This window comes from Paenibacillus chitinolyticus NBRC 15660 (genome assembly GCF_000739915.1).
Classification (GTDB): Bacteria; Bacillota; Bacilli; order Paenibacillales; family NBRC-103111; genus Paenibacillus_F; species Paenibacillus_F chitinolyticus.
The window spans coordinates 21199-33814 of the sequence record NZ_BBJT01000008.1 but is presented as its reverse complement, the minus strand read 5'-3'; the positions used below and the strand labels follow the sequence as shown (position 1 = coordinate 33814).

Here is a 12616-nt window from a genome sequence, read left to right as displayed (position 1 = left end):
ATGAACAAACCGTTGCTTGAAATTAAACAGATGAGTACACATTTCTATACCGATGAAGGAACGGTGAAAGCCGTAGACAACGTCAGTCTGAGCTTGAAAGAAGGAGAGACGCTGTGCATCGTGGGAGAATCCGGCTGCGGCAAGAGCGTAACCGCCATGTCGCTGATGAGGCTCGTTCAGGAGCCGGGCGGGAAGACGGTCGCGGGAGAGGTCTGGTTCGACGACAAGGACCTGCTGAAGGCGGGGCCGAAAGACATCCGTCATCTGCGCGGTAATGAGATCGCGATGATCTTCCAGGAGCCGATGACGTCGCTCAACCCGGTGCTCACCGTAGGCGAGCAGATGATCGAGCCCATTATCGAGCACCAGCTCGTCTCCCGGAAGCAGGCGAAGAAGCAGGCGCTGGAGCTGATCGCAATGGTCGGCATCGCACGCGCCGAGTCCATCTACGACAGCTACCCGCACGAGCTGAGCGGCGGCATGCTGCAGCGCATCATGATCGCCATCGCGCTCTCCTGCAATCCGCGGCTGCTCGTCGCCGACGAACCGACAACGGCGCTCGACGTGACGATTCAGGCGCAGATTCTCGATCTGCTGCGCAAAATCAAGGAAGAGCGCCGCACCTCGATCCTGCTGATCACGCACGATCTGGGGGTCGTGGCGGAGATGGCCGACCATGTCGTCGTCATGTACGCCGGTCAGGTCATTGAGGAATCTCCGGTGCTGGATCTGTTCCGCAATCCGAAGCATCCGTATACGCAGGGGCTTCTGAGGGCCAAGCCCGTCGTCAACCAGCGCAAGGAGCGGCTGTACACGATTCCGGGGCAGGTGCCGAAGCTGGTGGATCTGCAGGAGTCGTGCTATTTCAGCGACCGCTGCGAGCACTGCATGGAGATCTGCCGCACGAAACAGCCTCCGATGCTCGAGACGGGCACGGGCCACAGAACGGCCTGCTGGCTATACGAGGAGGGAATCCGGTGAGTACAAAACTGCTTGAAGTCAAAGGCTTGAAAAAATATTTCCCGGTTTCCGGCGGCTTTCTTAACCGGACGGTGAATCACGTCAAGGCGGTCGACGATATCAGCTTCACGATCAACAAGGGCGACGCCTTCGGCCTGGTCGGAGAATCCGGAAGCGGCAAAAGCACCACCGGCAGGACCCTCCTCCGTCTGACGGACAAAACCGCCGGTGAAGTGATCTACAAGGACCGCGATATCTTCTCGCTGTCCAAAGGGGAGATGCGCACACTCCGCACCGACATGCAGATCATTTTCCAGGACCCGTACAGCTCCCTGAATCCCCGCATCCGGGTAGGCGACGCCATCGGGGAAGCCGTGCTTGACCACGGGCTCGCCTCCAAGGCAGAAATCCGGGAACGGGTGCTGGAGATCATGTCGGTATGCGGGCTGGCTCCGCATCATATCGACCGGTTTCCGCACGAGTTCTCGGGCGGGCAGAGACAGCGGATCGGCATTGCGCGGGCGCTTATTCTGAGTCCGGACTTCATCGTCGCCGATGAGCCCGTATCCGCACTGGACGTGTCCATTCAGGCCCAGATTATTAATCTGTTCAGTGATTTGCGGGACCAGAAGAATCTGACTTATCTTTTTATTTCCCACGATCTCAGTGTCGTGGAGCATTTGTGCAACCGGATCGGCGTCATGTACCTTGGCTCCCTGATGGAGCTGGCTCCGCGCGACGAGCTGTTTGCGAATCCGCTTCACCCGTATACGCGGGCGCTTCTGTCGGCCATCCCAATCCCCGACCCGGAAATCCGCCGTGAGCGGATCGTGCTGACCGGAGATATTCCGAGTCCGGTCGACCCGCCGTCCGGCTGCAAATTCCATACCCGGTGCCCGTTCGCCAAGCAGGTGTGCAAGGAGGCCGTCCCCGAATACCGCAACGTGGGGGGCGAGCACTATGTCGCTTGCCATTTGGTTTGACGCCATGTAAACTTCTTCTAGCAGTCCGTATACTTGAGTGGACGCTTGAGTGAGTTGTCCGCCGAGTATCTCGTGCAAGCTGTTTGACCGCCCTCCTCTGAACGGGGGCATGCCGTATGGGCAACCGGACAGCTACAGCCTGGGTTCGAAGGGAAGCGTGAACGGCATTGGCATATGAAGTTGAATTTTCGTTTCAGCCTGCGAACGAACTGATCGTCAGTCTGCATACGTATTTGTGCAAGATTTGGTATAAAAGAATCGATCTCGGCCCGGACTGGGCCCCCGAAATCCGTTCGGGACTCACGGACGACTTCCGGCAGGAGCTCGATTCGACGGATTTATCGCCGGAGTGGCGGCTGATCTTTCTTTTCGCTTACTTGTCTCCCGAAAAGAAAGATCAGCCCGGCTTCCTGCATTGGCTTGAAAGCTTGTCCCTCGGGGATCTGTACGTTCTCCTATCGCCGTACATCCAGAACTTTCCCGCCGACATGCTGGCGGTGCGGGACAAGTTTGTCCACCTCCTGTCGGAGTGGAACAGCCAGTACTTCGCCAAGGTTGAGCCCGGCATCGTAACCGCTCTCGAAGAGGACGCGGAGAAGAACCGCGCCCTCATCGGACGGATGCCCGCCGTCGAACTAGCGGAGCAGACGACTAGCGGCATGTATTTCGAGCCGGGAGGCAGCTTGGCGAAGGTCGTGCTGACCCCGCAGTTTCACTTTGTGCCGGGGAATGTGTTTTACAGCTTCGGGCCCGTTACGCTCTGTCAGTACCCGGCCAGTTTGCCCGGGCACGACCACGAGGAAGGGCCGTCGCCGAAATTGTACCGGATGCTCCGCAGCCTGAGCGAGAAAAGCCGTCTGCGGATCCTCCGCTTTTTGCGCAGCGAGCCCCATAGCTTTATCGAGGTGGTGCGTTACTTGGGTATATCCAAAGGGATCACTCACGAGCATCTGTTCAGCCTGCGGTGCGCCGGTCTGCTCAAAGCCCATGTGACGGGGGAAACCGTCACGGGATACAGTCTGCGGACGTCGGCCGTAGGCGAGCTGCAGGAGCTGCTGCTGGAGTACCTCGAAGACTAGCCGAAGCTGCGGGGGCCGCTTGCCTGGTACCGGGCAAGCTGAAAGGCGGGAGAGCAGAAGGCAAAACGCGTTAGAGGCGAAGGCAACGGGCGCGAAAAGAAGCCGAGCCAGAGGCTGGAAGCCCCGAAGCCCGAAGCCCGAAGCCCAAAACCCAAAACCCAAAACCCAAAACCCAAAACCCAAAACCCAAAACCCAAAACCCAAAACCCAAAACCCAAAACCCAAGAAGTAAGCAAAAAGCCGGATTTCCTCTTTTTCAGAGATCCGGCTTTTTTTGCGTTTCCGGCGTCAGGAGTAAGCCTAACGCTTGTTTTTTTCCAGAATATCTCCGGCGATTTGCCCGATGAGATTTTCTTTTCCGAGTGCGAAGAACGCCTCGTTGTAACTTTGCCTGCTCGTCACCCGGTAGACATGGCCTGTTTTCACGGCACGCAGTCCGCCCCACAGCCGGCTCTGCTCCAGCGCGTTCTGCTCGTTGTCCGCCAAAAGGACGATATGATCCGCATCAATGGCGGGCAGTGCTTCCAGGCTCAGCACCTTCCCGCCCCAAGGGTCGGGGTCTGGCGTTCCCGGAGGCTTGGGCAGCCCGAGATCGCGGTACAGCATATCGGCGATGCCTGTCTCGGCATAGACGCGGATTTCTTTCTGCGTCGCTTCGATCACGGCAAAAGTTTCATTACCCGTAAGCTTCGTAATTTGCTCCTTTAGTTTACGGCTGTCAGCTTCATACCTGCTGCTCCAGTCTTCCATTTCCTTTTTCTTGTCCAGGGTTTCCGCCAGGAAAGAAAAGCGTTCCCGGAACGCGTTGAATCCGTATGGGACCCGCACGGTGGGGGCGATTGTCCGGAGCTGGTCGTAAATCTTCGACTGTGCCGGTCCGGCCAGGATCAAGTCAGGGTTAGCCGCCGCAATGGCTTCCAGGCTGACTTCGCTCTGGAACCAGCCTGCCTTCACGGTACCGCCTCCCAGCTTCTTCTGCAAGATCGGCGTCAGTTGAGTCGGGGCGCTCATCTCCGTGTTGCCCGTGACGACGGGGGTGAAACCGAGGACAAGCAGCTCCTCTGTGGAACCGGAAACATCCGCTATGCGCAGAGGTTTAACCGGGATAGCGACTTCGCCGCCGGCGTCCCGTATGGTCCGGACGGCGGCTTGGCCGGAGGCGCCGTCCGCCCCTTCCGCAGCCGGTTGTCCGCTTCCTGACTGCTGTCCGGCGGTTCCGCAAGCCGCTGAGAACAACAGCAGGAGCAGGGCGCCGCCTAATCGTACATTTTTTCCGGTAAACCGCATGAGGTAAATTCCTCTCTTTCATCAAATGATAATCATTCTCACTTAAACTCAGAATGATCATACAACGGGTGAGTAGGAGCGGCTACCCTGCGGCGGATAAAACGGCCCTTTCGCGGATTTTATCGCGGTTCTTTTCTATAAACGGACGGATTCACACCGAATTTGCGCCGGAAAGCCTCGGCAAAATGGCTGAAATTCATATAACCGACCCGGGCCGCCGCTTCGCTGACGGACATATCGCCCGTGCGGAGAAGTTCACAGGCCTTATGAAGCCGCTGTTCGCGCAGATAGGCGAATACGCTGGTTCCGTATAGCTCCTTGAAGCCCAGCTTCAGCTTGTAGTCGTTAATCCCGACGATCCGGGAGAGCTCGAGCAAGGAGGGCGGGGCATCCATTCGGCGGATGATTTCTTCTCTCGCTTCACGGATTTTCTGCCGGTCGGTACGGCTTAGCGTGCCGGATACGGGGGCTTGCGAATCGTTTTCATACAAAAAACGGTTCGTATAAACCGCAAAAAGCTCCAACGCCTTGGCTTCCAGATACATGTCCTTCATCGCTCCGGTATACGGACAGTCCTCCAGTTCTTGAAGCAGTCCCCTCGTAGCGGGCAGAATGGGACAGCGGAACTGCCTGAAAGAACCCGTACCCAGCAGACGGTTGAACGGATTGACAGCAGCCGCAGAAACGGAACTGTGGTACGCGTTAAACAGCGACACGGGCATCCCCAACGCCAGAGTCCTCACACGCGTGCCTTGCTCATAGCGGAACGAGGCGCTGAAATCGCGCATCAGCTGCAGGGAGCACGAGCCTTCCTGCAAGTCATGGGCGCCGCCCGAAACCTCTACCTGTCCGCAGCCTTCGAAGCAGAAACTGAGCTCGACCATGGCCGACTCAGAGATGCACCGGACCTCGCGTTCGCGGCGGATGGTCCAGTCGGTCCGGACGATTTCCAGCCGGGACGACATATGCCCGGACTTGCCGTCAGTCCCGGTAGTCCGGTCCGTACCGTTAGTCCCGTGATGACGAGTCATAGCTTCAAAGTAGGTGTCAAAAATAGAAAAAGACTCCTGCCCGATCCCCTGGTTCATATCCGCTGCTCCTCCAATTATTGAGAATGATTATCAATATTGTAGTGGAATCGGAAGAATTGAACAACGGTTTTCTTGGCGGGAGTCTTTCTGCAATACGGCAAAAACGGCATACACGGCTTCGTGCATCGGTTCTATCACGGTAAAAGTATGCTTTTAAAAAGAGGAGCTTATGTTTCATCGGGTCCCTGTGCTTCCAAGGACAGACAAGCGGAAAACGGGACTTTCACGCGTCCGGCTCCTGAACCTCCAAAGGCAGTGTCACAAGGAAGACGGTGCCTTCGCCCAGCCGGCTTTCAACCGAGATTTCGCCGCCGTGCATCTCGACGATCTTCTGCACGATCGACAGCCCCAGCCCGCTTCCTCCGCCGGAGGAAGTTCTGGATTTGTCCGCTTTGTAGAAGCGCTCCAACACATGCAGCCGGTCTTCCTCGGTCAGCCCGATTCCGGTGTCGGCTACGCTCACGCGGGCACGGCCCTCTCCGGCGGACAGCCCGATACGGATCGTACCGCCCTCCGGCGTAAATTTGATGGCGTTGGACAAGAGGTTGATCCATACCTGGCTCATCAAATCCCGGTCCGCCCGGACCGCTAGCGGCTCCAGTTCGACCTCCATGTCCAGCTTCTTTTCCAGCCATTTCGGTTCACTGGCCAGCACGACATTGCGAAGCTGCTTATCGAGCCTGTACGGAATCTGTTCAAACGGGTGATGCTTCGATTCCAGCGAAGTCAGCTTGAGCAGGTTGTCGCTGATTTTGGATAAGCGCTCGCTCTCCGTCTCGATGATGGTAATGTAGCGCAGCCGCGCTTCCGGCGAGAGATTTTCCTGCTTGATCGCCTTGGCGAAGCCTTGGATAGACGTCAGGGGAGACTGGATTTCGTGCGACACGTTGGAGATGAACTCCTGCCGCATTTTTTCCAGGGCACCGAGCTCTACGGCCATCTGATTCACATTGGAAACGATCGTGCCGAGCCGGTCCTTCTCATCCATAGGCAAATCGATGCTGACGGAGAAATCGCCCTTGGCGATGCGCCGCATGGCGTCCTGGATCGTATCCCAGACGATCATGTGCCTTTTGCTCATTAAGGAAGAGATCGCGCCGACACAGCCGACGAAGAGAATGAAGAAGACGGTGGCAAAAATCGCCTGCCTCCAGTACGGGGCCGGCTCCGCGCCGAGCAGGGAATACAGGTAAGGCAAGCCGGTATAAGCTGCGTAGGTGCAGAGCAGCATGATGGCCGTGGCGGTAAGCAGGATGAGAACGGCCGTACGGACCCGGGCGGCGGAGCTTTTTCTCATTCCGCCGTTTCCAGGCGGTAGCCCAGCCCCCGGATGGTGCGGATTCTAAACCCGCAGTCTTCCTCGGGAAACCGCTCCCGGAGCCGCCGGATATGCACATCGACGGTCCGTTCATCACCCGCGTAATCGTAGCCCCAAATCTCCTCGATAAGCTGGTCGCGCGAGAACGTTTTGCCCGGATAGCTTCCCAGTTTGAACAGCAGCTCATACTCTTTCAGAGGCAGCGTCAGGTTCTCACCGTTCCACAAAAGCTCGTACGTGCTGCGCCGCATCGTCACCGAGCCGACTTCCACCGCCTGCGAGACCGAAATCCGGTACCGCTTCAGCAGTGATTTTACCCGGACAGTCAGTTCGGCTGGCTCGAACGGTTTGACGAGATAGTCGTCGGTCCCCAGGTTGAACCCTTTGACCTTCTGGCTCGTTTCGCCTTTGGCGGTCAGCATAAGCAGAGGAAGGTCGCCGTGATGGGCACGGATTTCGCGGCAGAGCTGCCATCCGTCCATCTTCGGCATCATAATATCGAGAATGACCATATCGATCTTGTGAGTTTCGAGCTTGGAGAGCGCGTCGAGACCGTCGACGGCCTCGATCACCTGCAGTCCCTCCGCCTGCAAAAAGATCAGCACAAGCTCCCGGATATGCGCATCATCGTCGACAACCAGAATGTTCGCCATCGGCTGTGCCTCCTTTTGAATAGTTTTTCATCGTCATAGTTTTGCGAAATTTACGCTTCTTGAAGCCTTAACTGCTGAGAGGCAAATTCCTTGTACATCGAGTGAGTCTGGAACAACTGGTCATGCGTGCCGCTTCCGGTAATATGTCCTTTCTCGATAAAAAGGATATTGTCGGCATCCACGACAGTGGAGAGGCGGTGGGCGATGACCAGTGTCGTCCGGCCCTTCATCAGATTGTCCAGCGCTTTCTGGACGTAAATCTCGGACTGGCTGTCGAGGCTGGATGTCGCTTCGTCCAGCATCAGAATCTGCGGGTCCCGGAGCAGGGCGCGGGCGATGGCGATCCGCTGGCGCTGGCCGCCGGACAGCTTGATGCCCCGTTCGCCGACTTCGGTGTCGAATTTCTGCGGCAGTTCGGCGATAAATTCGCTTGCGTAAGCCATTTCCACGACCTTGTTCAGCTCGGCGTCGGTCACTTCCCGCTCGACCCCGTAGCAGATGTTATCGCGGATCGTTCCCGAAATCAGGGCGCTTTCCTGGGCGACGTAGCCGATATGGCTTCTCCAGGAATGCAGCGAGAACTGCTCGATCGGCGTGTCTCCCAGCGTAATGGCGCCGCCCGTCGGCTTATAGTAGCGCTCAAGCAGCGAGAACGTCGTCGTTTTGCCGCCGCCGCTCGGACCGACGATGGCCGTTACTTTGCCCGGCTCGATCGTAAAGTTCAGCCCGGTTAAAATGCGCTCGTCTCCGTAAGCGAAATCCACGTCCTTGACATGAATCGGCCGGGAGACGTCCTTCAGAGCGGTTCCTTCGTACAGCTTCTCCTCGTCCTGCTCCAGGACGGACATCATTCTTTCCGTAGCGCCCATCGCTTTCTGAAGGTGGGTAAAGAACATGGTCAGCTGGGTGACCGGGATGATGATCTGGATCAGATACAGAATGAAGGCGACCATATCTCCCGCAGTCAGCGCTCCGGACGATACGCGGACGCCGCCGTATCCGATAATGGCGACAAGCACGACCATCAGGACGAACGAAATGAGCGGACTGATCAGCGCATGGATTTTCGCTTCGCGCAGGCCGAACCGGAACAGGTTCGTGATGCCCGTTTTTCCACGCTCGTATTCGATTTCTTCGGCATTGGACGCTTTGACCAGACGCGTTTCGGGCAGAACCTGGTTGAGTACCGCGGTAAACTTGGCGGTTTCTTCCTGCATGCCGCGGGAAATGGTGAACATTTTTTTGCCGAGCAGCATGAGCACGACCATGGCCAGCGGCACCGCCAGCAGCATGACCAGCGTCATTTTCCAATCGAGAAAGAGCAGGATGATAACCGAGCCGATAATGGATAGAACTCCGGTGATACAGTTGGCGAGATGCTCCGTGATGACTTCTTTGACGACAGCGGTATCGTTCGTTACCCGGCTTAACATTTCCCCGGATTCATTCGTGTCGTAAAACGAGATCGGCAGGTGGAGCAGCTTCTTCCACAAACGGTCGCGCAAATTCGCCACCACATGATGACCGACCCGGTTAAGCAGGTAAATGGACAGGCCGCTGGCCACCGCCTGCAGAACGAATGCCAGTACAAGCAGGCCGATCTGCCACGGATTCAGCGATTGAATCGAGAAGCCGTCCACGAGACTCTTCGTAAAGAGAGGAACGACAAAGCCGACCCCGGTCGTTGCCACGCTCATCACAAGGGCGGCGATTAAAAGCAGCTTCGAAGGATGGGTATCTTGTATCATGCGGATAAACAGCCGCCAATTTCCTAATTGTTTCTTGTCTTGTATAGTTTCTTGCATCTCAAGTGTTCTCCTCCCGCAAAACTGTGTGGCCACACAATCTTTTTCTATGGTTTGTTGTTCATGCCGTAAATTTATCATGCATTTATGAACTCCATATTAACTGGGAATGGAAGGGGCGCACCTCTAAACCTACATGAAAGATTAAAACCTCTCTAACACGGGGCTAACAATAAGTCCATATACTGGTAAAAACAAGGAAAAACACGAAATTCCATTAAAAAACCGGAAAATGATATGTTTTTTCTTGTTTAATTAAAAAATAAAGGAGTGGAATTCATGTTACACGCGCGGAACGATTGGAAAAAAACGGTGAGCGCCGCCCTGCTTGCGGGCCTGCTTCTTCCGGCATCGCTTGCCGGAGCCGCCGCTTCGCCGGAGACGAGTGCTGCACCCTCCATCGCCGGGAACGCCGCCGGAGGACCGGAAAGCAGCGCGGTACAGCCTGACGCGTTGAAGCCGGAAGCCGGGCAGGCTGCTCCTGCCGCGGCGGTCAAGAAGAAGAAGGTCCTCGTGATCGGGCTGGACGGCACGCGTCCGGACGCTCTGCAGGCCGCCAACGCGGTCAATCTGGAAGCGCTGGCCGCCAACGGCGCTTACAGCTGGACGACGAAGGCGAACTCCAACTACACGTGGAGCGCGACCGGCTGGTCCACCATCCATACGGGCGTCTGGTACCAGAAGCACGGCGTTAAGGATAACACGTGGACGGGCAGCAAATTCGGCCAGTATCCGTCTCTGATGAAGCGCGCGGAGCTGTACAACCCGGCTCTGTCGACGGCGTCCATCGTACACTGGGGCCCGATCAACGATAAGCTGGTGGAGGGCATTGACTTGGAGAAAACCGTCGCTACCGATGCCGAAGTGGTTTCGGATACGGTGAATCTGCTGAAAACCGGTAATCCGGATTTTCTTTTCCTTCATTTCGACGACATAGATCACGCCGGCCATACGTACGGTTTCAGTCCGAAAGTGTCCCAGTACACAAAAGCGATCGAAGGCGTGGACGCTCAAATCGGCACCATTCTGGACGCGGTCAAAGCCCGCAGTACTTACGCCCAGGAAGACTGGCTCATTCTCGTCAGTACCGATCACGGAGGCAAGGGCACTTCGCACGGCGGCGGCAGCAGTGAAGAGACGACCATTTTCCTGATCGCGAGCGGAGACAGCACCGTTAAAGGACAACTGACGGGAGCGACCTATCAGGCCGACGTTATGGTAACGGCTCTTAAACATCTCGGCGTGCCGGTCAGCAGCAGCTGGAACCTGGACGGCCGCGCGGTCGGGCTGATCCAGTAGGAGCGGCCTCGGCGCAGACGAAGCAAGGCGGGGCTCGACGACCACCGCGCAGTGTCGCAACGCGCGTCTAGGATTCGCGGCCGGTCCGCATAGGGCAGTGAATGACCAGCCGCACGATCCGGAAGCAAAGACCGGGGAGAAATCCCCGGTTTTTTTATGCGGGCGGAGAAGAAGCGCCGATAAGACAACCATCCCGAAAGCACCTGGTGAGGGTGCTTTTTATACGGTCAGGGACATGCGCGGAAAAGGCTGGAATTTTATTATTTTCTACCGCTTTATCATTTTCCACATCGTCTCTATCCCTTGTCTGTCAAGGACTTTGGTCATTTTCCGGGGAGGAGGCGAGAAAAATCCGCAGATTTATGAAAACGCTTTATTTACGAAATCTCTCCGGGCTTTCTATACTGGGGATGTGCTGAGGGCGCCAGAAGCCGAACACCGGATAGCCGGAATGCCTCCAGCGCAAATCCATCATTGAGGTCAAGGAGGCACAAGTATGACCCGTAAGCTTCTATCGACGTTTTTATCCCTGACGCTGTTTGCAACGATCGCATCGGCGTGCGCCGGGGGCAAGCAGGAGGGGGCATCTTCTGCAAATACGAAACCGAGTACCGCCGCCGCGGCAGACTACGGGGACACGGGCGGGCTCAAGCTTCCGCTGGTGGACGAACCCGTGACCTTGAACTGGATGCTGGTCAGCGACAATCCGGATCTAAGCAACAAGCTCATCGTGAAGGAAATCGAAAAAAGGACCGGTATCAAGCTGAACATCCAGGCTTACTCCACCGCTAATTATAAAGATAAATTAAAAGTGGTGATGGCTTCGGGCAAGCTGCCGGACGTTTTTCACGGACTTACACCGGCGGAAGCCAACAAATTAGGTTCGCAAGGGGCGCTGACTCCGATCAATCCTTACCTCGACAAGCTGCCTAACTTCAAAAGCCTTTATGTAGATAACAAAGACAGCAGCTGGGTGATGAAGTCCTGGTCCGACGACAAAGACAACCTCTATACGTGGCCGATTTACAACATCAACCGGGATGTTAATCACGGCTTCCTGTACCGCAAAGATATTTTCGACAAGCTGGGCATCCAGGAATGGAACACCACCGAGGAATTTTACCAGACGCTGAAAAAACTGAAAGAAGCGTACCCGACTTCTTATCCGTACGCGTCCAAAACGAAAGATTATATTTTCCGGGACTGGGCGCCGGGCTGGGGGATCGGCGGAGCGAGTTATCCGGCGGCCTACGACGAGAATACGAAGATGTGGAAGCTTGCTTTTATCCAACCGGAATACAAGCAAATGCTCGATTTCATGAAGAAGCTGTACAACGAGGGGCTTCTCGATCCCGAATTCATCACCGATACCGAGGCGTCCTGGACAGCCAAAATGACGACGAACAACAAGTCTTTCGTCACGTTCGACTGGATCGGCCGTCTGGATCTGTTCCATAACCAGGTCAAGTCCCAGAACCCGGACTACAACCTGCGCTACGGGAATCCGGTAGGACCGACGGGAAAAATCAAGCAGCTCTCCAAGATCGACAATTTCGGTATCGTCGTATCCAATAACAAGAACAAGGAAGTGGCGCTGAAGCTGCTCGATTACTTGTCCAGCCCGTCCGGGGCGGCATTGGTCACGATGGGCGTCGAAGGAGAGACCTTCAAGATGGAAGGCGGCAAGGCCGTCTATCCCGAGTTGAAAGATGTGCCGAACGTAGACATCGGCGTCCTCAAGGACCGCTACGGGCTCTGGCTGGAAGGGATGTACGTCCGCGCTGACAGCCGCAGCGTGTACTACAACTTTACGGAGAAGGAGCAAGAGGCCCAGGACAAAATGGTCAAAAACAACAAGATCGACGTGCTGGACCCCGTTCTGAAATTTACCGATCCCGAGACGAAGAAAATCGCCGATGTCCTGACATCTCTGCAGAAATCCGCCAACGAGTTCAGCACCAAGTACATTCTGAGCAAGAGCTACGGGGACGCGCAGTGGAATGAATGGCTGCAAACCGCCGAGAAAATGGGCGCTTCCGCCTATATTGAAGCTTACAACAACGCGCAGAAACGGTTCGACAGCAAATAAGCGCGCCTTTCATAAAGATACAGAGCAAAGACGGACGGCATCCGCAATCAGT

General features: G+C 56.2%; 10 protein-coding genes. 5 read left to right on the top strand and 5 right to left on the bottom strand.

Translation table 11 applies throughout. The annotated features are described in order from the left end of the window. The 3 genes from PCH01S_RS19125 to PCH01S_RS19115 all read left to right on the top strand — a co-directional run bounded on the left by PCH01S_RS19125 (position 1) and on the right by PCH01S_RS19115 (position 3022). The gene (locus PCH01S_RS19125; RefSeq protein WP_042231986.1) at positions 1 to 981 is read left to right on the top strand and encodes an ABC transporter ATP-binding protein; all 981 of its coding nucleotides are present in this window, start codon (positions 1 to 3) and stop codon (positions 979 to 981) included. Further along, positions 978 to 1943 carry an ABC transporter ATP-binding protein gene (locus PCH01S_RS19120; protein ID WP_042231983.1) on the top strand — a complete coding sequence of 322 codons (966 nt, stop codon included), beginning with the start codon at positions 978 to 980 and terminating at the stop codon, positions 1941 to 1943. Before PCH01S_RS19125 ends, PCH01S_RS19120 begins: the two co-directional genes overlap by 4 nt. A 167-nt stretch (positions 1944 to 2110) precedes the next feature. After that, complete coding sequence (locus tag PCH01S_RS19115) at positions 2111 to 3022, top strand: winged helix-turn-helix domain-containing protein (RefSeq protein WP_042231982.1); 912 nt, start codon at positions 2111 to 2113, stop codon at positions 3020 to 3022. 300 nt (positions 3023 to 3322) lie between these two features. On the opposite strand, the gene PCH01S_RS19110 is transcribed toward PCH01S_RS19115, so the two are convergent. From PCH01S_RS19110 to PCH01S_RS19090, 5 genes are all read right to left on the bottom strand, one after another. Further along, the gene (locus PCH01S_RS19110) at positions 3323 to 4309 is read right to left on the bottom strand and encodes an ABC transporter substrate-binding protein (protein WP_042231981.1); all 987 of its coding nucleotides are present in this window, start codon (positions 4307 to 4309) and stop codon (positions 3323 to 3325) included. Between the two features lie 119 nt (positions 4310 to 4428). Continuing rightward, on the bottom strand, positions 4429 to 5397 hold the full coding sequence (locus tag PCH01S_RS19105; protein ID WP_042231980.1) for an AraC family transcriptional regulator: 969 nt from the start codon (positions 5395 to 5397) through the stop codon (positions 4429 to 4431). Positions 5398 to 5623: 226 nt separating this feature from the next. Continuing rightward, a complete protein-coding gene (locus PCH01S_RS19100; protein WP_042231979.1) occupies positions 5624 to 6697 on the bottom strand; it encodes a sensor histidine kinase in 1074 nt (357 codons plus the stop codon). Continuing rightward, positions 6694 to 7371: a response regulator transcription factor gene (locus tag PCH01S_RS19095; protein ID WP_042231977.1), complete on the bottom strand. Its 678-nt coding sequence runs from the start codon at positions 7369 to 7371 to the stop codon at positions 6694 to 6696. The genes PCH01S_RS19100 and PCH01S_RS19095 overlap by 4 nt, the downstream gene beginning before the upstream one ends. Before the next feature lie 50 nt (positions 7372 to 7421). Further along, complete coding sequence (locus PCH01S_RS19090) at positions 7422 to 9176, bottom strand: ABC transporter ATP-binding protein (RefSeq protein WP_042231974.1); 1755 nt, start codon at positions 9174 to 9176, stop codon at positions 7422 to 7424. Between the two features lie 279 nt (positions 9177 to 9455). On the opposite strand from PCH01S_RS19090, the gene PCH01S_RS19085 reads away from it, so the two are divergent. Both PCH01S_RS19085 and PCH01S_RS19075 read left to right on the top strand, forming a co-directional pair. Further along, positions 9456 to 10475: an alkaline phosphatase family protein gene (locus PCH01S_RS19085; protein ID WP_042231972.1), complete on the top strand. Its 1020-nt coding sequence runs from the start codon at positions 9456 to 9458 to the stop codon at positions 10473 to 10475. Positions 10476 to 10971: 496 nt separating this feature from the next. Beyond that, positions 10972 to 12564 carry an extracellular solute-binding protein gene (locus tag PCH01S_RS19075; RefSeq protein ID WP_042231971.1) on the top strand — a complete coding sequence of 531 codons (1593 nt, stop codon included), beginning with the start codon at positions 10972 to 10974 and terminating at the stop codon, positions 12562 to 12564. Positions 12565 to 12616 lie beyond the last annotated feature (52 nt).

What these genes read in the sequence shown, in the direction of transcription:
- PCH01S_RS19125 (WP_042231986.1), top strand. Translation starts at nt 1, where the DNA reads ATGAACAAACCGTTGCTTGAAATTAAACAGATGAGTACACATTTCTAT.
- PCH01S_RS19110 (WP_042231981.1), bottom strand. Translation starts at nt 4,309, where the DNA reads ATGCGGTTTACCGGAAAAAATGTACGATTAGGCGGCGCCCTGCTCCTG.
- PCH01S_RS19105 (WP_042231980.1), bottom strand. Translation starts at nt 5,397, where the DNA reads ATGAACCAGGGGATCGGGCAGGAGTCTTTTTCTATTTTTGACACCTAC.
- PCH01S_RS19100 (WP_042231979.1), bottom strand. Translation starts at nt 6,697, where the DNA reads ATGAGAAAAAGCTCCGCCGCCCGGGTCCGTACGGCCGTTCTCATCCTG.
- PCH01S_RS19095 (WP_042231977.1), bottom strand. Translation starts at nt 7,371, where the DNA reads ATGGCGAACATTCTGGTTGTCGACGATGATGCGCATATCCGGGAGCTT.
- PCH01S_RS19090 (WP_042231974.1), bottom strand. Translation starts at nt 9,176, where the DNA reads ATGCAAGAAACTATACAAGACAAGAAACAATTAGGAAATTGGCGGCTG.
- PCH01S_RS19085 (WP_042231972.1), top strand. Translation starts at nt 9,456, where the DNA reads ATGTTACACGCGCGGAACGATTGGAAAAAAACGGTGAGCGCCGCCCTG.
- PCH01S_RS19075 (WP_042231971.1), top strand. Translation starts at nt 10,972, where the DNA reads ATGACCCGTAAGCTTCTATCGACGTTTTTATCCCTGACGCTGTTTGCA.